The organism is Ventrimonas faecis (assembly GCF_040096075.1).
In the GTDB taxonomy this organism is placed as follows: Bacteria; Bacillota; Clostridia; order Lachnospirales; family Lachnospiraceae; genus Brotaphodocola; species Brotaphodocola faecis.
Map to the genome: position 1 here is coordinate 26388 of NZ_JBBMFJ010000002.1, position 23515 is coordinate 49902.

Below are 23515 nucleotides of genomic sequence, written 5' to 3' on the forward strand. Positions count from 1 at the left end.
GCTTGCGAATGTTGAGGATTGGAAATGATATTTAGCAAACATGTTTTTAGTAAGCAGCCTTGAAGATGCCGATCACCTGTTCTTTGGTTGCCTTTCTCGGGTTCGTGAGCTGGCAGACATCCTTCATGGCGTTTTCTGCCATGATACCGAAGTCTTCCTCTTTGACACCCAGTCCGCGCAGGTTCTTCGGGATGCCGACCTGTTCGGAAATCTGACGGATGGCAGCAATGGCTTTTCTTGCCGCGTCCATGGTGGAGAGACCGTCAATGTTTTCACCCATGGCTTTTGCGATATCGCGGAAGCGGTTTGCGTTGCCGATCAGGTTGAATTCCTCTACGTGCGGCAGCAGGATTGCGTTGCAGACACCGTGAGGAAGGTTGTAGAAACCGCCCAGCTGGTGAGCCATAGCGTGAACATAACCGAGGGAAGCGTTGTTGAAGGCAATACCAGCCAGATACTGGCCGTAGGCCATCTTGTCACGGGCCTTCATGTAAGTGCCGTTTGCAACTGCCTTTGGCAGATACTGGGTAATCATGGTGATGGCCATGAGGGCAGCGGCATCGGTCAGCGGGTTGGCATCGGTGGAAACGTAAGCCTCAATGGCGTGAGTTAAAGCATCCATACCGGTTGCGGCAGTCAGTGACGGCGGCATGCCTACCATTAACTTCGGATCATTGATTGCAATCTGCGGGGTGACGCGCCAATCGACAATGGCCATTTTTACATGGCGGCTGGTATCGGTAATGATACAGAAACGTGTGATCTCGGAAGCAGTTCCGGCGGTGGTGTTGATGGCGATCATCGGACACATCGGCTTCGTGGATTTATCCACACCTTCATAATCCCGGATGTCGCCGCCGTTGGAGGCAACCAGGCCAATGGCTTTTGCACAGTCATGGGAAGAACCGCCGCCCAGGGAAATGATGGAGTCACAGGCTTCTGCTTTGAACATTTCCAGTCCGCTTACGACATTGGTATCCTTCGGGTTCGGCTCTGCACCGCCAAATACGACGCTCTCAACGCCTGCACTCGTTAAAATTTCCTGAATGGAAGCAGCCATGCCGGAGGAAGCAAGGAAGGAATCGGTTACGATCAGTGCCTTCTTGCCGCCAAGGCTCTGCATCAGGGTGCCGGCCTCCTGTACGGAATCTTCACCGAATAAGTTTCTGGTAGGTAAGAAATAGTAAGTTGTTGCCATGAGATACACGCTCCTTTTTCTTTATTTGAGTGTCCACGGGGCGGCGGGCTGTTCATGTGGGGGAACCTTTTGTGCCGTCCCTGTGTGTTTGTCATGGCAACATCATAGCAACGATTTGGTGCTTGAAAAACAACCAAAATAAAAAATAAATTAGATACCAGATTTACCACTGGATAAAGATATTCCCCAGACGCCGTACGGTTTCCACCAGTGTCCGCTCATCCAGGTCACAGTAGTTTAAGACCAGCACATGCTCGTATTCCGGCTGTATTTCCGTACAGAATTCAGAGAGGCAGGCCAGGTTGATGCCCTTGCTTCTGGCGGCCCAGCGGATCTCCACATCGGTCATGGAGGTGTCTAAGTAGACCAGAAGATGGGTACCGCAGCTTCCGCCGGTAATGCGGGATGCCGGAATCAGGCTGCTCTGCTTGATGATGCGCAGGAGCCGTTCTCCTTCCTGGCGGTAATATTTTTTCAGGCGGCTCAAATGCCGCTCAAAGGAACCATTTTCGATAAAGCGGGCCAGGGCATACTGTTCGCAGCTGGAAGCGGAGTTGGAGTAGAAGTTGGCGCGGGAGATGTAGCGTTCCATCAGCTTTTTCGGAAGCACCATGTAGCTGATGCGGATGGCCGGAGCCAGGCTTTTGCTAAAGGTGTTCATATAGATGACCCGGTGGCTTAAGTCCATGCTTTGCAGGGCTGGGATGCTTTTGGTGGAGTAGCGGAACTCACAGTCGTAATCATCCTCAATAATATAATGGTCCGTGGCTTCGGCAGCCCAGGAAAGCAGTTCCTGGCGCCGCCCGGCAGTGGTTACGGTGCCAAGCGGATAGTGGTGCTCCGGAGATACATGGACAATGTTTGCTCCGCTTCCGCGAAGACTATCCATGGAAATGCCGGATTCGTCCATTTCGATGCTTCTCCAGGGAAGCCCGAATTCTTCATAAATGCGTGGGATTTTGCGGTATCCGGGATTTTCTGCGCCGTATATGGAGTGCGCGGGCAAAAGCTTGATGAGCTTTTCGTAAAGATATTCAATGCTGGCGCCGATGACAATGCACTCCGGGGAAATATTCATGCCTCGGGATCGGTACAGGTAGTCGGCAATGGCACGGCGCAAGGCGGGAACTCCGAGAAAATGTGCCCGCTGCACCAGCTCCAGGTCATATTCACTTAAGACCTCCCGCATGGTCTTGCGCCAGAGGGAGAAGGGAAATTTTTCGTAAATGGTATTATTGGAGGTAAAGTCCGCATACCAGTTATCTTCTTTATAGAGTGGTTCGGAGTCTTCCGGATCACGTTCTTCTTCGGGGACCTGGGCAAAAGAGGAATGCATGGAAAATGACGTCTGCTCCGGCGTGGTTTCCAGTTCCGCTGCAAAGTAACCACGTTTCTCCTCGGAAGTGATATAGCCTTCTGTCAGCAGCTGGTCATAAGCGTTCATGACCGTGCGGACACTGATCTGGTTGTCTGATGCCAGTTCCCGTTTGGAAGGAAGTTTTGTTCCTGCCGGGATGCGTCCGCTTAAGATGTCTTCCTTCAGACAGTGGTATAAATACTCGTAAAGGGGATGGGCTCCCCGTTTGGAAAAGTCGTAAATCAGCATAATCTGGTATCCTCATTTGGTAAAAATCTGGTATCAATATAATCCCATTATAGCGCGAATGTATATATTTGTCTGTATTTTTCGTAATGTTTTGCAAAGTAAAATGCTATGCAGAATGTAAAAAAGAATGTTATAATAAGCAAAACAGAGTATTCTCTAAAAAAATAAGACGGGAAAGATCATGCATGGAGATGCAGAAGAAATTGGTAAATACGAAATTAAAATCAAAAGACAATCGGATTAGCAGCACAAGTGGAATCCGGCAAAAAATGAGCTTTATCAGATGTTCTGTGATTTATGGAGAGAAGTGGAGACAACATGGCTGTAACATATTACTATGATCACATGACTAAACCAAAGCAGGCGGCTTACCGGAGCATGCTTGCCGGTCTCACAGAGCTTTCCGACAGCTTTCAGCTGCCTCTTTTGGACGCGAAGGAACTTTCTGAGGTATTTCTGCTGCTGAGGCTGGACCATCCGGAACTGTTCTGGGCATCGGGATTTCATTTCCTCCACTATCAGGATTCTCCCAATCTCATTATGAAGCCGGAATATCTGTTTGACAAAAGCAAGGTGCGGGAACACCAGAAGGCCATGGCGTCCCGGGTGGAAAAGCTGGCGCGTCCGGCAAAAACGCTTTCCGAATGGGAAAAGGAAAAATACATTCATGATTTTATCTGTGAAAATATCCGGTATGACAAATTAAAGAAGGCCTATTCTCACGAAATCATTGGCCCGTTAGGGCAGGGGGTGGGAGTCTGCGAAGGCATTGCCAAAGCAGTGAAGGTGCTGTGCGATGCGCTTGGAATCTGGTGTATGATCGCCATCTGCGGCAATAACCCGGAAAAGGAGATCAAATACCGGCACACCTGGAACATTGTCCGCATTGACGGGCAGTATTATCATCTGGACGCCACCTTTGACAACAGCCTTGGAAAATGCAGCGTGACCGGGGAGGAAATCCGTTATGATTATTTTAATCTGGATGACAAAAATATCTTCCGGGATCACGAACCGCTGATTGCTCCGGCGCCTGCCTGCACCAATGGTGACCACTTTTATTATAAAGAAAAGAAACTGTCTTTCACAAAGCAGGAGGATGTAAAGAAGCGGGCATTGCAGGCGGCAAAGAAGGGCAGACTGCTGACCTTTCACTGGCGGGGCGGCTATCTGACGAAACAGGTTCTGGAGGAGCTGCTGGAGCAGATTTCCGAAGCGGGAAAGGAGCGGGGAAAAATTCCCCATGTGAGCTTAAACTGGTCCCAGGCAGTTTTAAGGATCCGTTATACCGAAGAACCGGCACCGGAGCTGGAGCCGGATGTGAATATGGAAGAAGCCAACGAGGGGGAACAGGAATAGCTATGAACGCATACCGAATGCTGGAAATACTGGGAGAGCAGAATCAGTTTGAACTTTTAGAGGGCGAGAACGGGTATCACACGCCGCAGGATATCCGTCTGGTCTACCTGATGAATGATGCGGCCGAATGTTTTCTGACTTTCCGGAACGCGCGGATTACGGGAGAGTATCTTCCGGATTACAGCGGAGAACTGGGAACCCGCCTGGATCGGAATGAGGAGCGTTCCTCTCTGGTGGTGCATCAGGGACACAATGTCTTTACGATCTTTTTTGAGACACTGGAAGCGGAATATGAACTTTACAATTATGGCGAGATTGGCCATTTCTGGGTAAAGGGCTATGAATACTTAAGGCAGCTGGAGTACCGCATTGCCATTTTGTGGGATAAATTTGAATATATGGGAGAGGACTGCTGCGGGGAACTGGAGGCAAAGCTTGCCTGGCTGGCAAAGTTCCCACCGCTTAATTTTACCTGCTATCCGTCTGTGCCGCCCCAGTATCTTCCGGACCGGGAAGATGGCTGGCAGCTGGCGCCGGAGGCTTTGGAGATTATGATGGATCTGGCAAAAGAAGCCGGGGATGCGTCTTTGCTTCGCGCGCTGGAACTTTACGGAAAACATTCCGGCCGGTGGATGACAAAGTATATCGCGATGCTCTTACACTGGAAGAAACATGCAAAGACGGTGGATCTGCTGACAGAAAAACTAAAGCAGGCGGCATCTGTCCATCCATGCCGGAGCTTTGGACCGGAGCGGGACGCGCAGTATGCGCTGATCATGAAGGCAGCCAGAGCGGGACAGCAGGCACTGGCAGAAAAGGGCATTCAGTCGGTAGTCCTTCGGGAGGAGCCCTTTGTGCATGCCAGTGATACGCTGGATTTTAAGAGCCATCTGATGATCTGGATGCCCGGCATCTTAAACCGAAAAACTGAGATCCGGACGTTTACCTATGAAAAAACGAAACATAAGAACAGTGCGTCGGCACGTCCATAATTTGCTGCGGCAATCTGGCGGAGGCCGGGACTTTTTAACAGAGTCCCGGCTTTTTTCTTGTCTAATCCGTGGAAAACAGTTATAATGATTCATGAATATTTACAAAAGGAATGGAAATGCAAATGAAAATGAAACTTTTACTGTCACGCCGTCGGCCGTCAGAATCTGGAACGGCCTGTGACGCGTCCCGGAGCATTACACAGGATGTGGCGGTCTGCGGCTTATTTGCAGCACTGATCGCGGTGGGTGCTTTTATGAAGATTGTAATCCCGGTAGGAGCAGATACCATGAATTTTACCTTGCAGTGGCTGTTTGTGCTGTTAGCAGGGCTGCTTCTTGGCTCCCGCCGGGCATTCCGGAGTGTCACCGTTTATCTGATCACCGGCCTGATCGGTTTCCCGATTTTTGCCCGGGGCGGCGGCCCGGCTTATCTGCTGCGGCCAACCTTTGGATTTCTGCTGGGCTTTGCCCTGGCGGCATGGGCTATTGGCTTTTTATGTGAAAAGCTTCGGCCAACGAAATCCGTTACCTGGTTTTTTACCACGCTGGCTGGATTTGTGATCTACTACGGAATGGGAATCCTCTATTTTTATATGATCACACATCTGCTGGCATCCCAGACACCGGTGGAAATTGGCGTAATCTTCGGAGTATACTGCCTGCCGACCATGCTGCCGGACCTGCTGCTCTGCGTGCTGGCGGTTATGCTGGCGGGACGGTTGAGACCGGCGGTTTCGGCGGCGCTCAAAGCCTGAATAAGGCCAGAGGTGTCCGGGAATACTTTACAGAAAACCATACATTTTTACAGGTTTATGTTTTGCAGGAAAGAAGGAGAAGAATATCATGAACAAGAAACTGGCAAAACTTGGAGCGGCATCACTTCTGGCGGTGGGTGCCGGAACCATGCTGATGAAAAAAGGCGGCATGAAGTCCCGGAATCCGGAAACAAAAGCACAGCGTGAGAAGGAGTTGAAAGAATTCCGCAACACAGAGCGCGGCAGACAGGCGAAAAACAGCAAGGGCATTTATTATTCCAACGGCAACTACGAAGCGTTTGCCCGCCCGGAGAAGCCAGAGGGCGTGGATGAAAAATCTGCCTATATTGTGGGAAGCGGCCTGGCCGCTCTGGCTGCAGCCTGCTTCTTAGTCCGTGACGGACAGATGAAAGGCGAGCACATCCACATTCTGGAGGCTATGGACATTGCGGGAGGTGCCTGCGATGGTATTGAAGATCCGCTCCGCGGCTACGTGATGCGCGGCGGCCGTGAGATGGAAGATCATTTCGAGTGCCTGTGGGATCTGTTCCACAGCATCCCGTCCCTGGAGACACCGGGTGCTTCCGTGCTGGATGAGTATTACTGGTTAAACAAGCATGATCCGAACTATTCCCTGTGCCGCGCCACCAAAAACCGCGGCGAGGATGCCCATACCGATGGCAAGTTCAACTTAAGCCAGAAGGGCTGCATGGAGATCATGAAGCTGTTCTTCACCCGGGATGAAGACCTGTACGATAAGAAAATTGAGGATGTATTCGATGACGAAGTCTTCGGTTCCACCTTCTGGCTGTACTGGCGCACCATGTTTGCCTTTGAGACCTGGCACAGTGCCCTGGAGATGAAGCTGTACTTCCAGCGTTTCATCCACCATATTGGAGGACTGCCGGATTTCTCTGCTCTGAAATTTACCAAGTACAACCAGTATGATTCCCTGATCCTGCCGATGCAGAAATATCTGGAGAACGCAGGGGTGCAGTTCCAGTTTAACACCCGCGTCACCAACGTGCTGTTTGACATTGAGGGAGCAAAGAAGACCGCAAAGAAGATCGTCTGCACCGTAAATGGCATGGATACCGAGATTCCGTTAACCGAGAAGGATCTTGTATTCGTTACCAACGGGAGCTGTACCGAGGGCACCATCTATGGTGACCAGAACCATGCGCCGGATGGAGATGCGGAAAAACGTGTCAGCGGCTGCTGGGAACTCTGGAAAAACATTGCAAAGCAGCATGAGGCGTTCGGACATCCGGAGAAGTTCTGCTCAGATATCCAGAAAACCAACTGGGAGTCCGCGACTGTTACGACTTCCGATGATAAGATCATTTCCTATATCCAGAAGATCTGCAAGCGCGATCCTAGAAGCGGCCGCGTAGTAACCGGAGGCATCGTCAGCTGCCAGGATTCCAAATGGCTGTTAAGCTGGACCATCAACCGTCAGGGTCAGTTCAAGACCCAGAAGAAGGAAGAGGTCTGCGTCTGGGTATACAGCCTCTTTACCGATGTTCCGGGTGACTATATTAAGAAGCCGATGAAGGAGTGTACTGGTAAGGAAATCACCGCAGAGTGGCTGTATCACCTTGGGGTTCCGGTGGAGGAAATCGATGAGCTGGCAGAGAACCACGCAGTCTGTGTGCCGACCATGATGCCGTATATCACCGCATTTTTCATGCCAAGACGAAAAGGCGACCGCCCGGATGTCATCCCGGATGGCTGCGTAAACTTCGCGTTCCTGGGCCAGTTTGCTGAGACTCCGCGTGATACCATCTTCACCACCGAGTATTCTGTCCGCACGGCCATGGAATCCGTATATGGCCTGCTTGGCGTAGACCGCGGCGTGCCGGAGGTATGGGGCAGCGTGTATGACATCCGTAACCTCTTAGACAGTACCGTGAAGCTGATGGACGGTAAGTCCCCGCTGGAGATGGAGCTTCCGGGACCGCTTAACATGTTAAAGAAACCGCTCTTAAAGAAATTAAAGGGAACTGTGATCGAGAAAGTTCTGCGGGATCATGATGTGATCCGGGACGGAATGATCTGAAATTCATATTAAAAGCAATCGAAATGCCGGGTAAGTACCCCAAAAAGGGTGCCGCCCGGCATTTGCTTTAATTTAGAAGCAAGAGCGATTATTTAGAATTTTTCCGTGTGGTTTGCCGCTTTATAAATCTGGTAAATCTCTTCTTCTCCCAGAACCTGGAAGGTTCCAATGGTCCGGGTGCGGTGGTAGGTGCAGCGGTATGCGAGATCATGGAGGGTCACATCATCCTGGACCCCGATATCTTTATTTTCTTCCAGGGAAGCAGGCATGCCGATGGAACGGAAGAATGCCACGGTTTTCTCAATGCCGGACAGTGCGGCTTTGGTGTCATCTGTTTCCGCGATACCCCATACATTTCTTGCGAAACGCGCGAAGCGGGACGGTTTTGTCTGGTAAACAGCCTTCGCCCAGGAACCCCAGACGGTAGCCAGAGAAGCACCGTGGGCGGTGTCAAACATGGCAGAGAGTTCATGTCCCAGCTGGTGCACCGCAAAATCCTTCATGCCGCCGAGGCCGGTCAGTCCATTGTGGGAGAGAGAACCGGCCCACATCAGCTCGCTCATGGAATCATAATCCTTAGGATTCTGCACGGCAACGCGGCCTTTGGCAATGACAGTGCGCAGAAGTGCCTCCGCAATGGCATCGGTCAGCTCGTTCTCATAAGGGTTGAAATACCGGTCCATGGTGTGCATCATGATATCGGTTACGCCGCAGGCCACCTGATAGGGTGGGAGTGTCATGGTCAGCTCCGGGTTCATGATGGCAAAACGTGGGCGGTTTAATTCCGTGCCAAGTCCGCGCTTGACACCCGTTGCGAGATTGGTCAGAACCGCGGAATCGCTGGATTCACTTCCGGCAGCTGAGATGGTCAGAACGGCACCCACCGGCAGTGCGTGGTGTGGTGTCTTTTCTCTGGTCCAGAATTCCCAGATGTCGGTTGGCGCATTGGCTGCGCCGATGGCAATGGCTTTCGCGGTGTCAATGACAGAACCGCCGCCTGCTCCGATCACGAAATCCGCGCCACATTTCAGGGCCAGCTTTACGCCCTCTCTGGCATGTTCCAGAGTCGGGTTTGCCTTGGCGCCGCCAAAGAGTTCGTAGGAAATCTGACTGTCGGTTAAGGTCTGGCAAAGCTGGTTTAACAGGCCACTGCGTTCAATGCTTCCGCTTCCGTAGACAAGAAGTACACGGTTTCCACCGTATTTGCGGATCTGCTGTGCCAGCTGCAGCTGGGTGTCTTTTCCAAATATAATTTCCGTTGGAGAATGGTATGTAAATGCATGCATGATAAATCCCTCCTTTTCCTCAGAAATATCGTAACTGTTCAGTATCCTCACAGTTACGGGCAAAAATCCATTGAAAATTGCCTTCGGCAATGGGATTTTTGCCTGCAAGCCCATGTTTTCATACGGTCAGCGCAGTGAATGCGCAGACCTACTGAACAGTTATAAAAATATCATAACATGAATGCCCGTGAAATTCTAGCGGATTCGTTAAGGCTTACGCGTTGTCAGCGATTTCATCGAGCGAACCAAACCGGTAGCCCATCTCTTCCCATTTTGTCAGAAGTTCATCTAAAATTTCTCTGTTGGTTTTCGAGGTGCTGTGCAGCAGTACAATGGCACCTGGGTGGATGCGACCTAGCAGCTTTTTAAAGGCTTCCTCATGGGTCGGCTGTTTGTTTTCATACCAGTCCACGTAGGCGAGACTCCAGAAAAAGGTGTGATATCCCATTTCCTTTGCCATCTTTAAATTCGATTCGCTGTATTTTCCCTGGGGCGGCCGGTAATATTTTTTCATGGCCTGCCCGGTGATTTTCTGATATTTCTGTTCCAGCCTGGAAAGTTCCTCCGAAAAAGAGGATTGGTTCGCAATTTTAGACATATCCGGGTGGTGCCAGGTATGGTTCCCAACGGTGTGTCCTTCTGCCACCATGCGTTTTACCAGATCCGGGCTGGTTTCCAGAAAGTTACCGACCAGGAAGAAAGCGGCAGGAGCATGATGCTTTTTCAGGGCATCGAGGATGGCCTCTGTGTTTCCATTTTCATATCCGGCATCAAAGGTAAGGTAGAGGACGGATTCGCTGGTATCGGCAATGTAATGGGCCTGGAACTGTTTTAAGTAGTCTGAAGTGGCATTGGCCACGGGCGGTTTTCCTTCCTGCTGAAAGCTCAGACCCCAGTTTTCACAGGAAGCCGCGGCAGTAACCGATTCCGTTTTGCGGAACGAGGAGACGGTGTGGGCCAGAACATTTCCGGCAAAGAAAGAACACAAAAACAGGGTGGCGGCGGCAGCCAGTCGTTTGCAGACCTGGCGTTTGGGGTGGGGGAAAAACGGCATGAACGTATCTCCGGTCAGAGTTTCTTCTTTCTATATTTATGGAAGAACGGAACGTTTCAGAATCAGTTGCGGTTTATATTGCGCAGAAACCACAGCCCGTAACAAAAATAGCATGACAAGATTAAGAAAGTTGTCATGTTTCAGGAAACGAATGTATGCTATAATGCCTAAGGAATCGCACAAAAACAAGGATAAGAAAAACATGGGGAGAATATACTACATGAAGCATAGAAATAAAATACAGATCCTGGGCCTGGGACTTGCCCTGGCCCTTTCTCAGGTCAGCAGCGCATTCGCGTCAGCCGGAACCGTAACAGTGGGAAAGGCGCCTGGAGAGACCGCAGCGCAGGCTGAGACCAGTGCGGCACAGACACAGGAAGGACAAAGCGCTTCCGGAACGGTTGTGACAGCGGGAGACAGCAAAGTTTCTGACCGTCCGTTTGTGCTTCCGGCAGCAGATGGGGCAGCGGCAGAAGCGGTAGAAGCCGTAATTCTGCAGGGCGGCCCGGGCACGGTCTCTGCAGGAACTGGAACCGTGGGAGCAAATACAGGCACAGCAGAAAATAAAACTGCAGGAAATTCCAGTACCGCTGCGTCCGCGGCAGATATCAAACAGCCGGAAGTGGCGGCTGAGGGCGCGGTTTTGTTGAACGCAGCGACCGGTGAAGTCCTTTACGGCAAGAATCAGGACCAGCAGTTTTATCCGGCCAGCATCACGAAGGTTATGACGGCTCTGGTGGTTCTGGAACATTGCAACCTGAATGATACCGTCACGTTTTCAAAAACAGCAACTACAAATCTGGAATCCGGCGCGGTGGCACTTGGTGTATCCGAGGGAGACCAGCTGACGGTAGAGCAGTCTCTGTACGGCCTTTTATTAAAATCAGCCAATGAGATTGGAAATGGTCTGGCAGAGCATGTATCTGGCAGCGTCAGCGCGTTTGCGGATCTGATGAATGCAAAGGCAAAAGAGCTTGGCTGCAAAAACACTCATTTTGCGAATCCGCATGGCTTAAATAATGAAAGCCATAAAACAACGCCGTACGATATGGCACTGATTCTCCGGGCGGCCGTAGCCAACGATACCTTCCGCAGGATTGACACGACGACATCCTACGAGTTTCCGGCCATCAAAAATGCAGCGGCCCACACCATTACCATGGGCCACAAGATGATGTATAAAACGGATTCCCGCTACTACGAGGGCATCATTGGCGGAAAGACCGGATATACGTCCAAAGCGGGCAATACCCTGGTAACCGCGGTAGAGCGGGATGGCGTGCGTCTGATCGCGGTAGTTATGAAGGCAAAAGGGACCCATTATACAGATACCAAAGCCATGCTGGACTATGGATTTGCATTGCACGCTGCGGGAAAAATCTGATGATCCGAATCCCAGAAAGGTTTGAGTGAGCTTTGAATACAGAAATGAAAATCCTGTCGGCCGTTGTGGCCGGAGGTGCTGCCGCGGCAGCCGTAGGCCTGGTCCGCTCCGGGTATGAGCGCAGGCATTTTGTGGTGGAGGAAACCACAATCTATTCCGAAAAGATCCGCAACCCGAGAACCCTGGTGTTTCTGACAGACCTGCATGATAAAGAATTCGGCGAAGCAAACAGCCAGCTCCTTGGATCAATCCGAACCATCCGGCCGGATTTAATCCTGATTGGCGGTGATGTGATGGTGGCAAAACCTGGAAAGGCCAGTCTGGAAGTAACCAGACGGTTTCTGGATGGGTTGTGCCAGCTGCAGGCCCAGACCACGGGAGAAAATACCGGAAAGCCTTTCCGCATTTATTATGGAAACGGCAACCACGAGCAGCGTCTTGGCCGGGAATATAAAACATATGGAGAAATGTACCGGGAGTTTCGCAGAATCCTGAAGGACCGGAACATTTCGTATCTGTCAGACCGGTCTGTAAATTTAAGTGAACAGATCCGCATCAGCGGCCTGAATCTGGATCCGGCCTGCTACCGTGACTTTATTCCGGCCCGTATGACCACAGAGTATCTGGAACGACATCTGGGCCCCGCAGATGACAGCCGGTTTCAGATTTTGCTGGCACATTCCCCGCTTTATTTTGAGCAGTATGCGGACTGGGGCGCGGACCTGACCCTGTCCGGCCACTTCCACGGCGGAACCATCCGGCTTCCCTTTGTGGGCGGAGTGATGACGCCGCAGTACCAGTTTTTCCATCCGTACTGTGCCGGTGAGTTTGAAAAGGATGGAAAGCATATGATTGTAGGGCGCGGTCTTGGCACCCATTCTATCAACATCCGTTTCTGCAACCGTCCACAGCTGATGGTGGTGCGGCTTTTGCCAAAACCGGATGAACCGGAAGACTGATATCGAAATTCAGCTTAAAAACCTCTGTTTCTGTATGTTTACAGGACAGGGGTTTTTTGTTATACTGTACTATACGTGTCCGTCTGCCCGGACGGGAGAGCGAAAGAACGGCTGGTCCAGGAGGTATTTGGGAACAGAACATGGCGATTTCTTATAAGCTGGAGAAGTTTGAAGGTCCGCTGGACCTTCTGTTACATCTGATTGAAAAGAATAAAGTAGATATTTATGATATCCCCATTGTGGAGATCACAAAGCAGTATCTGGACTATGTGAACCAGATGGAAAAAGAGGATTTAAACATTGTCAGTGATTTCCTGGTTATGGCAGCCACGCTTCTGGATATCAAATCCCGCATGCTGCTTCCGGCCCCGGAGGTGGAAGAGGGCGAAGAGGAAGACCCGCGGGCAGAGCTGGTGGCAAGGCTTCTGGAATACAAAAAGTACAAGCTCATGGCACAGGAACTGGCCGATATGGAGGATGCGGCCGGAGATGTTTTGTTTAAGGCTCCGACCGTGCCGAAAGAGGTCGCAAAGTATGAGCCGCCGGTAGATCTGGACAAACTGTTAGATGGGCTGACACTTGCAAAGCTGCAGCGGATTTTTGATTCCGTTATGCGGCGCCAGAAAGAGAAGATCGATCCGATCCGAAGCAGATTCGGAACCATCAAACGGGAACCCATCAGTCTGGAAATGAAAATTATGGATGTGATGCATTATGCCAGAAAGCACCGCAAATTCAGCTTCCGGCAGATGCTGGAACGCCAGCAGGACAAGCTGGAAGTGGTAGTGTCCTTTCTGGCAATTCTGGAACTGATGAAGATCGGCAAGATCCATCTCACTCAGGAACACACCTTTGACGATATGTGGATCGAGACACTGGAACAGGAAGGCGAAGAGGGCGAGCTGGAGCTGGAAGACTTAAGCGGCCTGGAAGGATAAATATATGGGTAATTTTTTTGAGGAAGACGACGATGATCCGGTAGATCTGGCGGCCGTAGAAGCCAGACATGCCGAGATGGAGGCGGAGGCTGAGGTAGAGCGGCTGGAGACAGAATCGGCATCTGCCGGGCAGAAAACAGCAGAAGACTGGGAGGCCATCATCGAGGCTGTTTTGTTTACCATGGGCAATTCCGTGGAGCTAAAGCAGCTGGCTGTGGCCATCGGCCAGAGTGAAGACATCGCGAAACGCGTGGTTTTGCATCTGCAGAAGCGCTATGAGGAAGAAAAGCGCGGCATGCGCATTCTGGAACTGGAAAACGCGTACCAGATGTGCACCTGTGCGGATTATTACGAGAATCTGATCCGGGTGGCGGCAACTCCGAAAAAACATGTGATGACGGATGTGATCATGGAGACGCTGTCCATCATTGCTTACCGGCAGCCGGTGACCAAGATGGAGATCGGCAAGATCCGCGGCGTCAATTCCGACCATGCGGTGAACCGTCTGGTGGAATACGGACTGGTCTATGAGGCCGGAAGACTGGACGCGCCCGGCCGGCCGGCACTGTTTGCGACCACGGAGGAGTTCCTGCGCCGGTTTGGTGTCAGCTCTATGGTGGATCTTCCGACCATGAATCCGGAACAGGAAGAGGAAATCATTCAGGAAGTGGAAGAAGAACTGCAGATGAAGCTTGGCGCGCAGGGAGAAGCAGATGGCAGCACCCCGGAATCTGTATCAGAGGTGGTTGAAGAAGTGCTGAAAGAACGTGAAGGAGAGGAAATCTTTGCGGATTCGGAAAGCGACGGACTGGAAACTGTGGAAACAGAGTACAGCGACGAGGAAAATAAAGAGAAAGAGGAATCAGATCATGCAGAAGATCAGAATTAAATATTTTCACGATGACATGGAGAAATTAACTTATATCGATGGCAAATCCGACTGGATCGACCTTCGGGCTGCGGAAGACGTAGAGATGAAGGCCGGTGAGTTTAAACTGGTACCGCTGGGCATCGCTATGGAACTGCCGAAGGGCTATGAGGCCCATGTGGTACCGCGAAGCAGCACCTACAAGAACTTTGGCATCATCCAGACCAACCATATGGGAGTCATTGACGAGAGCTATTGCGGGGACAACGATCAGTGGTTCTTCCCGGCCTATGCATTACGCGATACGAAGATCGGCAAAGGGGACCGCATCTGCCAGTTCCGCATTATGGAGCATCAGCCGGCTATTTTATTCGAAGAGACCGATTCCCTGGATCATGAGGACCGGGGCGGTATTGGCAGTACCGGAAGAAGGTAGAAAACATGGGAAACGAACGGAACACAGAACGGAGCAGATCATCTGCAGCCAGAAAAAGCAGCCCGGCAGCAGGCAGAAGCCAGACATCCGCAAATGGCAGGTCACGCTCGGCAAGCGCGCTGGATGGCAGTGCCTATTCACCAGTTCGCGCAAGACAGATCGCACGCCGCCGCAGACAGCGTCAGAGACGCCGCCGCCAGATGATGGCAGCCTTTGTGGCAGTGGTTTTACTGGCCGGAGGCGGAGCATATGGTGCCCGTCAGGCATGGCTTCAGAAGCACCGTCAGGAATATGCGGAGCAGGGACTGGCCTGTCTGGAAAGTCAGGACTATGCCCAGGCCATCAACGCGTTTGATGATGCCATTGCGCTGACCCATGGCCGCATCGGCACCTTTGAGAGCCAGATGATGCTTTACCGGGCGGAGGCGCAGTACCGCAGCGGGGATTATCAGTCCGCGCTTGCGACCTACGAGTCGCTTTACGCGAAGGATGAGAGCAATGAAATCTATAAGACCGGTCTTGCCCTCTGCCTGTTGGAAACAGGAGACTACGACCGGGCGAAGAGCCTTGGCGTAATCCAGGGCCAGGTGTACAGCCGCATTGCAAAGGACCAGATCAATGCCGGAAATTACGATGACGCCTTAAGCACCATCGAGACCGGTTTCTCCGAGGCTGGCGCCGACGAAGTGGGCCGTGAAGAACTGACCTACAATCAGGCCGTGGCCTGGGAGTATAAGGGCGATTACAAGAAAGCCCTGGAAATTCTGGAGGACTACGACCAGAAATATACAGCAGAAGGAAACGCAGCCCGCGAGCTGGCATTTTTAAGAACCCGTCAGGGCAACCATTAGGAGCATAGAAGAATTTATGGCAGAATTATTTGATATGAAAGAAATCGAGGAGCGGGTGATTCTCATTGCCGTCAGCACGGATGATGAGGACGATACCCGCGCTTCCCTGGATGAGCTGGAAGAACTGGTAAAGACTGCGGGCGGCATTACCGTAGATAAAATGATCCAGAACCGTGAGCGCATTCATCCGGGTACCTATCTTGGAAAAGGAAAAATTGACGAGGTGCGGGAGCGAATCTGGGAGCTGCAGGCTACCGGTGTTGTCTGTGATGATGAACTTTCCCCGGCGCAGCTTCGCAATCTGGAGGATGCGCTGGATACCAAGGTCATGGACCGTACCATGGTCATCCTGGATATTTTCGCGTCCCGCGCGACCACCAGCGAAGGTAAAATTCAGGTCGAGCTGGCCCAGTTAAAATACCGGGCGGCCAGACTGGTGGGTCTGCGTAGTTCCCTGTCCCGTCTGGGCGGCGGTATCGGTACCAGAGGCCCGGGTGAGAAAAAACTGGAGATGGACCGCCGTCTGATTCATGAGCGCATCGGCCAGTTAAAATCGGAGCTGGAAGAGGTGAAACGTCACCGCGATGTCATCCGCAAGCAACGGGAGAAGGCCCACACTCCGGTGGCAGCCATTGTCGGCTACACCAACGCGGGTAAATCCACGCTGTTAAACCGTCTGACGGATGCGGGTATTCTGGCGGAGGACAAGCTTTTCGCAACCCTGGATCCCACCACCCGGAATCTGGAACTGGAGAGTGGACAGCAGATCATGCTGACGGATACCGTCGGCTTTATCCGCAAGCTGCCCCATCACCTGATCGAGGCATTTAAGAGTACGCTGGAGGAAGCAAAGTACAGCGACATCATCCTGCATGTGGTAGACTGTTCGAATCCGAACATGGATATGCAGATGCATGTGGTGTATGAGACCCTGCGGGAGCTGAAGGTAGAGGACAAGATCATTGTCACCGTGTTCAACAAGATCGACCAGAAGGAAGACGGTGAATTTCCAAGAGATCTCCAGTCTGACTACCAGGTGCAGATCTCCGCAAAGACCGGGGCAGGCGTACCGGAACTGCTGGATACGTTAGAACAGATCCTGCGCAGCCAGAAGGTGTACCTGGAGCGGGTATTCTCCTACCAGGAGGCAGGCAAGATCCAGACGATCCGCAAGTACGGCGAACTGCTGAGCGAGGAATATCAGGCGGACGGCATTGCCGTGAAGGCCTATGTTCCGGCGGAGCTGTTCGGAAGTTTGATCGTGACAAAATAACAGAAGAGTAAGTTTATTTGAGGGCCCGGCAACGCCGGGCCCTCGTGTATGATCCGGGAACAGGAGTTACGCTCCATATAACTCCCCGATTCCCGATACGCCCACATAAATGTGCGAGATCTTATACCAGGTGGCAAAATCCACCACGCCGGTCTGGGGCAGGCCGAAGATGGACTGGAATTCCCGCACCGACGCGGCGGTAGCCGGTCCGTAAACGCCATCCGCGTTTACCCGGGGAATCGCAGTGTAGACCGTGGCAATGGCATCTAACTGTTCCTGCAGCTGCATGACCTTCTGGCCGGAAGAACCAATGCTCAGGTCATAGCCGGGCCAGGAAGCGGGAATACCGGAAATCTCTTCGGCCGTATTGATGTAGATGCTGTCTCCGTAGTAGTGACGCAGGATTTCAATCGGGCTGTAGCCGCGTTCGCCCAGAGAGCAGGAGCCCCACTGGGTCATCCAGCCGCGGTTTAAGCACTGCACCTGTCTGCCGTCACAGTACTGGGTCAGAATGGGCTGTCGTACGCCGGGACGGGAGAGGTAGTTGTCAAAAATTTCATCTACAATCACGGAAATGCTCTCAAAAATGTTTCGCCCCGGAATCCATTTATGGTCAAAGGCGGTGGATGAGGTGATGGTGAAGTCGTATCCTCTGTTCCGGTAGTGTTCGGTATAGACCCGGTTCAGCGTGAAGCTCATGATGGCCAGTACATTGGCTGTGATGGAGGCCTGGGGCCAGGTGGCGTAGATCTCGCTGGAGGCCACGTTTTTGATGTAATCTCGGTAAGGAACATAATAGTTCTCGGCGTTGCTGGTGGGCGGTCCGTCATGCACCACAATGGTCTGGGGGACTACCACGCGGCTTAAGACAATCTCGCCGCTTTCGTTGACCGGCTGAATTTCGTTTTCCGCAATCTTGGGCGGATAATTGCCGTACAGGGTGTGCTCCGGGATCACAATGGGATTTTCAACTGGCTCAGTATCTGTTTCCGGTTCCATGCGGATGGGCTGGATGGCCGTAGCATCCGGAAGTACCTCGGTTCCTTCCACGGTTACCGGCCGGAAGCCCGGTGCTTCTACCATAATGTTGTAATCGGAATAGGGCTGGCCTTCGCCGGGACGAAGGCTATATTCCAGTGGCGGCGCAGCCAGGCTCACTTCTTCAGTCTGGCCGGAGGCATTGGTGGAAAGCTCCTCTAACGGAGCCGTGGGTTCTCCGGAATATGTGATGGTGACTCTGGCATTGCGGATCGGAAAGTTGTTCTGGATATTTACGACATTGACCTGTAACAGACCGCTGGAGGAGAGTTCTGTTGAGGCGGTGCGGATGGATCTTGGCATAGGGCAGCTCCTTGAAAATTTCGTTTGGCTTATCATAACAGGATATGCAGAGAATGCAATGAACGTGAGAAACAGGCTGGCGAAAAGAATGCAGCGAAACACGGCAATGGAACTGCTGGAATGCGACAGAATAAAACAATAAAACAGGATAACTAAAAATAAGAAAGTATAAAAATAAATCAGCTTGCATAACCCTTGCATATCATGTATAATTTCATCAATTTGGGCAGACGTCATTGTATACAAAGCAGTCTGAAAAGGCCCAAAAGGAATCACCCCACAAACAATACGGATGAAAGAAAGGATAGGTACTCCCCCATGAAAGCATTTCTTATTCTGGAAGATGGCACCGTGTTCGAGGGAACCAGCATTGGCTCCACCCGCGAAGTCATCAGCGAAATCGTATTCAATACCTCTATGACCGGTTATCTGGAGGTCCTGACTGACCCGTCTTACGCAGGACAGGCTGTTGTTATGACTTACCCGCTCATCGGCAATTATGGTATTTGTTATGAGGATATGGAGTCCGACAGACCATGGCCGGATGGATATATTGTCCGCGAGCTGTCCCGTATTCCCAGCAATTTCCGCAGTGAGGATACCATTCAGAATTTCCTGGAAAAATACGACATTCCTGGCATCAGCGGCGTAGATACCCGCGCACTCACCAAAATCTTACGTGAGAAGGGCACCATGAACGGCATGATCACCACAAAGCAGTACGATGATCTCACCGATCCGATTGCCCGCATGCATGCGTACACCGTGACCGGAGTCGTAAAAAAGACCTCCTGCAAGGAAAAGTACATCCTTCCGGCATCCGATGAATTTGAGAAGCCGATCAAAAAAGTGGCGCTTCTGGATCTTGGAGCCAAGCGCAATATCGCCCGTTCCCTGGCAAAGCGTGGCTGTGAAGTCACCATCTACCCCTGTGATACAACTGCAGAAGAAATCCTCGCATCCCATCCGGATGGCATCATGCTGTCCAACGGTCCTGGAGATCCGAAGGAAAATGTGGAGATCATCAAAGAAATCCGCAAGCTGTACGAATCCGATGTGCCGATTTTTGCAATCTGCCTTGGCCACCAGCTTATGGCACTGGCCACCGGAGCCGATACCTTCAAATTAAAATACGGCCATCGCGGCGGCAACCATCCGGTGAAGGATGCCGAGACCGGACGCGCCATCATCTCATCCCAGAACCATGGTTACGCAGTGGATCCGAAGAGCCTGGATCCTAACATTGCCATCCCGGCATTCACCAACGTTAACGACGGAACCAATGAGGGCCTGAAGTATGTTGGAAAGAATATTTTCACCGTACAGTACCATCCGGAAGCCTGCCCGGGACCACAGGACTCTGCGTACCTGTTCGACCGTTTTATCAACATGATGGGAGGAAATAACTAATGCCAAAGAATCCTGATATTAAGAAAGTTCTTGTACTTGGATCTGGCCCGATCGTCATCGGCCAGGCTGCTGAATTTGACTATGCCGGAACCCAGGCCTGCCGTTCCTTAAAGGAGGAGGGCATTGAGGTTGTTCTGTTAAACTCCAACCCGGCAACCATTATGACCGATAAAGATATCGCAGACCGCGTTTACATTGAGCCGCTGACCCTGGAAGTGGTAGAGCAGCTGATTAAGAAAGAAAAACCGGACAGCGTGCTTCCGACCCTGGGCGGCCAGGCAGGACTGAATCTTGCCATGGAGCTGGAGGAAGCAGGCTTCTTAAAAGAGAATCATGTCCGCCTCATCGGTACCACTGCCCTGACCATTAAAAAGGCAGAGGACCGTGAGATGTTCAAGGAGACCATGGAGAAGATCGGCGAGCCGGTGGCTCCGTCTGACATCGTGGAGAACGTGGAAGATGGTCTCCGCATCGCGGACCAGATTGGTTATCCGGTTGTACTTCGCCCGGCCTACACTCTGGGCGGCAGCGGCGGCGGTATTGCCGATAACCCGGAACAGTGCCGCGAGATCCTGGAGAACGGCCTGCGCCTTTCCCGTGTAGGACAGGTTCTGGTAGAGCGCTGCATTGCCGGATGGAAAGAGATTGAGTACGAGGTAATGCGCGACAGCGCCGGCAACGTGATCACCGTCTGCAACATGGAGAATCTGGATCCGGTTGGCGTTCACACCGGCGACAGCATCGTTGTGGCTCCGTCCCAGACCCTGGGCGATAAGGAGTACCAGATGCTTCGTACCTCCGCGTTAAACATCATCAGCGAGTTGGGCATCACCGGCGGCTGCAACGTACAGTACGCCCTGCACCCGACCAGCTTTGAGTACTGCGTCATCGAGGTAAACCCGCGTGTAAGCCGTTCTTCCGCGCTGGCTTCCAAGGCCACCGGTTACCCGATCGCGAAAGTAGCAGCGAAGATTGCTCTGGGTTACACTCTGGATGAGATTAAGAATGCTGTTACTAAGAAGACCTACGCAAGCTTCGAGCCGATGCTGGATTACTGTGTTGTCAAGATGCCGAGACTTCCGTTTGATAAATTCATCAGCGCAAAACGTACCCTGGGAACCCAGATGAAGGCAACCGGCGAGGTTATGAGTATCTGCACCAACTTTGAGGGTGCCCTCATGAAGGCCATTCGTTCCCTGGAGCAGCATGTAGACTGCCTGCTTTCCTACGACTTTACCGGACTGGATCACGATGAGCTGATCGAACAGCTTCATGTAGTGGATGACCGCCGGATCTGGGTTATTGCAGAGGCACTGCGCCGCGGTATTTCTTATGAGGAAATTCACGATATTACTAAGATTGATTACTGGTTCATTGACAAGCTGGCTATCATCGTGGAGATGGAGAATGCCTTAAAGAACGGTCCGCTGACTCCGGAACTTTTAAAGGAAGCAAAACGCATTGAGTTCCCGGATAACGTGATTTCCAGACTGACCGGTGTATCCCAGGATGAGATCAAGGCCATGCGCCACGCAAACAACATCCGCGCTGCTTACAAGATGGTAGATACCTGTGCGGCAGAGTTTGCGGCAGAAACTCCGTATTATTACTCCTGCTTCGACGGCATCAGCGAGGTAGAAGAGGAACATGCAAAGAAAAAGGTTCTGGTACTTGGTTCCGGCCCGATCCGGATCGGCCAGGGTATTGAGTTCGACTTCTGCTCTGTACACAGCACCTGGGCTTTTGCGAAGGAAGGCTATGAGACCATCATCATCAACAACAACCCGGAGACCGTAAGTACCGACTTCGATATCGCGGACAAGCTGTACTTTGAGCCGTTAACCCCGGAAGATGTAGAGAGCATCGTAGACATTGAGAAGCCGGACGGTGCCGTGGTACAGTTCGGTGGACAGACCGCCATCAAGCTGACAGAGTCCCTTATGAAGATGGGCGTGCCGATTCTTGGTACTGCAGCAGAAGATGTAGACGCAGCGGAGGACCGCGAACTGTTCGATGAGATTTTGGAGAAATGCCAGATTCCGAGACCGGCAGGACACACCGTATTCACTGCGGAGGAAGCAAAAAAGGCAGCCAACGACCTGGGCTATCCGGTTCTGGTAAGACCGTCCTACGTACTGGGCGGCCAGGGCATGCAGATCTGCATCAACGATAATGATATCGACGAGTTCATCGGCATCATCAACCAGATTGCGCAGGATCATCCGATCCTTGTCGATAAATATATTGTGGGTAAGGAAATTGAGGTCGACGCGGTATGCGATGGCACCGATATTCTGATTCCGGGTATCATGGAGCATATCGAGCGTACCGGTGTTCACTCCGGTGACAGTATCTCTGTTTATCCGGCACCGAGCATCACCCCGGAAATCGAGACGAAGCTGGTGGACTACACGGAGAAGCTGGCCCGGGCCCTTCATGTCAAAGGCATGATCAACATTCAGTTTATCGTGGCAGATAACGAAGTTTACATCATCGAGGTAAACCCGCGTTCCTCCAGAACCGTGCCGTACATCAGCAAGGTAACCGGAATCCCGATCGTTCCTCTGGCAACCCAGGTGATCTGCGGACACACCTTAAAAGAGCTTGGCTATGAGCCTGGCCTGCAGAAGAAAGCCGATTACATTGCCATCAAGATGCCGGTATTCTCCTTCGAGAAGATCCGCGGCGCAGATATCAGCCTTGGACCGGAGATGAAGTCCACCGGTGAGTGCCTGGGTATCGCAAACACCTTCAACGAGGCTCTGTACAAGGCCTTCGAGGGCGCAGGCCTGAAGCTGCCGAAGCACAAGAACATGATCATCACCGTCCGTGATTCCGAGAAGGAAAATGTAGTTCCGATCGCAAGACGTTTCCAGAACGTAGGCTACAAGATCTTTGCAACCCGCGGTACCGCGAAGGTCTTAAATGAAAACGGCGTGAAGGCTCTGACTGTAAGAAAGCTGGAGCAGGAATCCCCGAATATCATGGATTTGCTCTTAGGACATGAGGTTGATCTGGTTATTGATATCCCGCAGCAGGGCGCAGAGCGCAGCCATGACGGCTTTGTGATCCGCCGTAATGCCATCGAGACCGGTGTGCATGTTCTCACCAGCCTGGATACCGCAGGAGCACTGGCAACCAGCCTGGAGAACCGCGCGAAAGAGCTGACCCTGATCGATATCGCGAAGGTAAAACCGGTAATCTATAGTGGCATTGAGCGTGTAGAGAAGTTCTTAAAAGATGCAGATACGTATTATCTGGCAACCGTAGAAGGCGACCAGCCGCGTGTGCGCCCGTTCGGCACCGCGCACATCTTTGAGGGTAAGCTGTACATCCAGACCGGAAAGGTAAAAGATGTCTCCAAACAGCTGCACGCAAATCCGAAAGCAGAACTCACTGCATTCAAAGACGGAGAATGGATCCGTGTAACAGGAAAACTGGTGGAGGACGACCGCAGAGCGGCGCGGGAGTCCATGCTGAATGCTTATCCGTCCTTACGGAAGATGTATTCTGAGGATGATGGAAATACCGAGGTGTTCTGTTTTGAGAATGCCACCGCAACCATTTATGCATTCACCCATGCACCGGAAGTGATTAAATTTTAAATGAGATTTCAAAGGCTCCCCGGGAATTCCAGATACGGAACTCCCGGGGGTTTTTGATTTGCGAAATGCTGCAGGAATTCCCTGTGGCTTGTTTTTTGTGGGAAATTGGGCTATAATTTCCTTCATATGTAATAAAGGGCG

Annotated in this window: 19 protein-coding genes; 14 read left to right on the forward strand and 5 right to left on the reverse strand. The window is 51.9% G+C overall.

The features are described 5' to 3' along the window. Nucleotides 1–46: 46 nt before the first annotated feature. Together WMO41_RS01215 and pdxR are read right to left on the reverse strand one after the other, a co-directional pair. Nucleotides 47–1198 carry an iron-containing alcohol dehydrogenase gene (locus WMO41_RS01215; RefSeq protein WP_349228256.1) on the reverse strand — a complete coding sequence of 384 codons (1152 nt, stop codon included), beginning with the start codon at nucleotides 1196–1198 and terminating at the stop codon, nucleotides 47–49. A 163-nt stretch (nucleotides 1199–1361) separates the two neighbouring features. Further along, nucleotides 1362–2804 carry a MocR-like pyridoxine biosynthesis transcription factor PdxR gene (gene pdxR, locus WMO41_RS01220; RefSeq protein WP_349228257.1) on the reverse strand — a complete coding sequence of 481 codons (1443 nt, stop codon included), beginning with the start codon at nucleotides 2802–2804 and terminating at the stop codon, nucleotides 1362–1364. A gap of 297 nt (nucleotides 2805–3101) precedes the next feature. Here pdxR and WMO41_RS01225 point away from each other — a divergent pair, with 297 nt between their 5' ends. The 4 genes from WMO41_RS01225 to WMO41_RS01240 all read left to right on the forward strand — a co-directional run bounded on the left by WMO41_RS01225 (nucleotide 3102) and on the right by WMO41_RS01240 (nucleotide 7969). Then, a complete protein-coding gene (locus tag WMO41_RS01225; protein WP_349228258.1) occupies nucleotides 3102–4163 on the forward strand; it encodes a transglutaminase domain-containing protein in 1062 nt (353 codons plus the stop codon). Nucleotides 4164–4165: 2 nt separating this feature from the next. Next, a complete protein-coding gene (locus tag WMO41_RS01230) occupies nucleotides 4166–5155 on the forward strand; it encodes a DUF3878 family protein (protein ID WP_349228259.1) in 990 nt (329 codons plus the stop codon). Nucleotides 5156–5283: 128 nt separating this feature from the next. After that, nucleotides 5284–5910 carry a biotin transporter BioY gene (locus WMO41_RS01235; RefSeq protein ID WP_494338409.1) on the forward strand — a complete coding sequence of 209 codons (627 nt, stop codon included), beginning with the start codon at nucleotides 5284–5286 and terminating at the stop codon, nucleotides 5908–5910. A gap of 88 nt (nucleotides 5911–5998) precedes the next feature. Then, nucleotides 5999–7969: an oleate hydratase gene (locus tag WMO41_RS01240; protein WP_349228261.1), complete on the forward strand. Its 1971-nt coding sequence runs from the start codon at nucleotides 5999–6001 to the stop codon at nucleotides 7967–7969. 92 nt (nucleotides 7970–8061) lie between these two features. On the opposite strand, the gene WMO41_RS01245 is transcribed toward WMO41_RS01240, so the two are convergent. Beyond that, nucleotides 8062–9255, reverse strand: a complete 1194-nt coding sequence (locus WMO41_RS01245; RefSeq protein ID WP_349228262.1) for an iron-containing alcohol dehydrogenase — start codon at nucleotides 9253–9255, stop codon at nucleotides 8062–8064. Between the two features lie 214 nt (nucleotides 9256–9469). After that, nucleotides 9470–10309, reverse strand: coding sequence for a polysaccharide deacetylase family protein (locus WMO41_RS01250; protein WP_349228263.1), 840 nt, complete (start codon nucleotides 10307–10309; stop codon nucleotides 9470–9472). Nucleotides 10310–10529: 220 nt separating this feature from the next. Here WMO41_RS01250 and WMO41_RS01255 point away from each other — a divergent pair, with 220 nt between their 5' ends. From WMO41_RS01255 to hflX, 7 genes are all read left to right on the forward strand, one after another. Further along, a complete protein-coding gene (locus tag WMO41_RS01255) occupies nucleotides 10530–11693 on the forward strand; it encodes a D-alanyl-D-alanine carboxypeptidase family protein (protein ID WP_349228264.1) in 1164 nt (387 codons plus the stop codon). Between the two features lie 50 nt (nucleotides 11694–11743). Continuing rightward, a complete protein-coding gene (locus WMO41_RS01260; protein ID WP_494338410.1) occupies nucleotides 11744–12652 on the forward strand; it encodes a metallophosphoesterase in 909 nt (302 codons plus the stop codon). 140 nt (nucleotides 12653–12792) lie between these two features. Continuing rightward, on the forward strand, nucleotides 12793–13590 hold the full coding sequence (locus WMO41_RS01265) for a segregation and condensation protein A (RefSeq protein WP_349228266.1): 798 nt from the start codon (nucleotides 12793–12795) through the stop codon (nucleotides 13588–13590). Between the two features lie 76 nt (nucleotides 13591–13666). Then, nucleotides 13667–14479 carry an SMC-Scp complex subunit ScpB gene (gene scpB, locus WMO41_RS01270; RefSeq protein ID WP_494338411.1) on the forward strand — a complete coding sequence of 271 codons (813 nt, stop codon included), beginning with the start codon at nucleotides 13667–13669 and terminating at the stop codon, nucleotides 14477–14479. Beyond that, nucleotides 14460–14894: a dUTP diphosphatase gene (locus WMO41_RS01275; RefSeq protein ID WP_349228268.1), complete on the forward strand. Its 435-nt coding sequence runs from the start codon at nucleotides 14460–14462 to the stop codon at nucleotides 14892–14894. Before scpB ends, WMO41_RS01275 begins: the two co-directional genes overlap by 20 nt. Before the next feature lie 5 nt (nucleotides 14895–14899). Then, nucleotides 14900–15745 (forward strand): tetratricopeptide repeat protein, encoded by an 846-nt coding sequence (locus WMO41_RS01280; protein ID WP_349228269.1) that lies wholly within the window; start codon nucleotides 14900–14902, stop codon nucleotides 15743–15745. Between the two features lie 16 nt (nucleotides 15746–15761). Beyond that, on the forward strand, nucleotides 15762–17018 hold the full coding sequence (gene hflX / locus WMO41_RS01285; protein ID WP_349228270.1) for a GTPase HflX: 1257 nt from the start codon (nucleotides 15762–15764) through the stop codon (nucleotides 17016–17018). Nucleotides 17019–17084: 66 nt separating this feature from the next. Here hflX and WMO41_RS01290 read toward each other — a convergent pair whose 3' ends face one another. Beyond that, a complete protein-coding gene (locus WMO41_RS01290) occupies nucleotides 17085–18359 on the reverse strand; it encodes a peptidoglycan-binding protein (RefSeq protein WP_349228271.1) in 1275 nt (424 codons plus the stop codon). Between WMO41_RS01290 and WMO41_RS01295 the strand changes: the two genes are divergently transcribed. The 3 genes from WMO41_RS01295 (at nucleotide 18346) to carB (ending at nucleotide 23374) form a co-directional block, all read left to right on the forward strand. Then, nucleotides 18346–18501, forward strand: a complete 156-nt coding sequence (locus WMO41_RS01295; RefSeq protein WP_349228272.1) for a hypothetical protein — start codon at nucleotides 18346–18348, stop codon at nucleotides 18499–18501. The genes WMO41_RS01290 and WMO41_RS01295 overlap by 14 nt on opposite strands. Before the next feature lie 176 nt (nucleotides 18502–18677). After that, nucleotides 18678–19769 (forward strand): carbamoyl phosphate synthase small subunit, encoded by a 1092-nt coding sequence (locus tag WMO41_RS01300; RefSeq protein WP_349228273.1) that lies wholly within the window; start codon nucleotides 18678–18680, stop codon nucleotides 19767–19769. Next, nucleotides 19769–23374, forward strand: coding sequence for a carbamoyl-phosphate synthase large subunit (carB, locus tag WMO41_RS01305; protein WP_349228274.1), 3606 nt, complete (start codon nucleotides 19769–19771; stop codon nucleotides 23372–23374). Before WMO41_RS01300 ends, carB begins: the two co-directional genes overlap by 1 nt. The last annotated feature ends 141 nt before the right edge of the window (nucleotides 23375–23515 follow it).

Excerpts from the sequence above, each read along its gene's own strand:
- WMO41_RS01300 (WP_349228273.1), top strand. The coding sequence starts at position 18,678 with ATGAAAGCATTTCTTATTCTGGAAGATGGCACCGTGTTCGAGGGAACC.
- WMO41_RS01295 (WP_349228272.1), top strand. The coding sequence starts at position 18,346 with ATGGATCTTGGCATAGGGCAGCTCCTTGAAAATTTCGTTTGGCTTATC.
- WMO41_RS01225 (WP_349228258.1), top strand. The coding sequence starts at position 3,102 with ATGGAGAGAAGTGGAGACAACATGGCTGTAACATATTACTATGATCAC.
- WMO41_RS01230 (WP_349228259.1), top strand. The coding sequence starts at position 4,166 with ATGAACGCATACCGAATGCTGGAAATACTGGGAGAGCAGAATCAGTTT.
- WMO41_RS01250 (WP_349228263.1), bottom strand. The coding sequence starts at position 10,309 with ATGCCGTTTTTCCCCCACCCCAAACGCCAGGTCTGCAAACGACTGGCT.
- pdxR (WP_349228257.1), bottom strand. The coding sequence starts at position 2,804 with ATGCTGATTTACGACTTTTCCAAACGGGGAGCCCATCCCCTTTACGAG.
- WMO41_RS01255 (WP_349228264.1), top strand. The coding sequence starts at position 10,530 with ATGAAGCATAGAAATAAAATACAGATCCTGGGCCTGGGACTTGCCCTG.
- WMO41_RS01290 (WP_349228271.1), bottom strand. The coding sequence starts at position 18,359 with ATGCCAAGATCCATCCGCACCGCCTCAACAGAACTCTCCTCCAGCGGT.
- WMO41_RS01280 (WP_349228269.1), top strand. The coding sequence starts at position 14,900 with ATGGGAAACGAACGGAACACAGAACGGAGCAGATCATCTGCAGCCAGA.
- carB (WP_349228274.1), top strand. The coding sequence starts at position 19,769 with ATGCCAAAGAATCCTGATATTAAGAAAGTTCTTGTACTTGGATCTGGC.
- scpB (WP_494338411.1), top strand. The coding sequence starts at position 13,667 with ATGGAGGCGGAGGCTGAGGTAGAGCGGCTGGAGACAGAATCGGCATCT.
- WMO41_RS01215 (WP_349228256.1), bottom strand. The coding sequence starts at position 1,198 with ATGGCAACAACTTACTATTTCTTACCTACCAGAAACTTATTCGGTGAA.
- WMO41_RS01265 (WP_349228266.1), top strand. The coding sequence starts at position 12,793 with ATGGCGATTTCTTATAAGCTGGAGAAGTTTGAAGGTCCGCTGGACCTT.
- hflX (WP_349228270.1), top strand. The coding sequence starts at position 15,762 with ATGGCAGAATTATTTGATATGAAAGAAATCGAGGAGCGGGTGATTCTC.
- WMO41_RS01235 (WP_494338409.1), top strand. The coding sequence starts at position 5,284 with ATGAAACTTTTACTGTCACGCCGTCGGCCGTCAGAATCTGGAACGGCC.
- WMO41_RS01275 (WP_349228268.1), top strand. The coding sequence starts at position 14,460 with ATGCAGAAGATCAGAATTAAATATTTTCACGATGACATGGAGAAATTA.
- WMO41_RS01240 (WP_349228261.1), top strand. The coding sequence starts at position 5,999 with ATGAACAAGAAACTGGCAAAACTTGGAGCGGCATCACTTCTGGCGGTG.
- WMO41_RS01245 (WP_349228262.1), bottom strand. The coding sequence starts at position 9,255 with ATGCATGCATTTACATACCATTCTCCAACGGAAATTATATTTGGAAAA.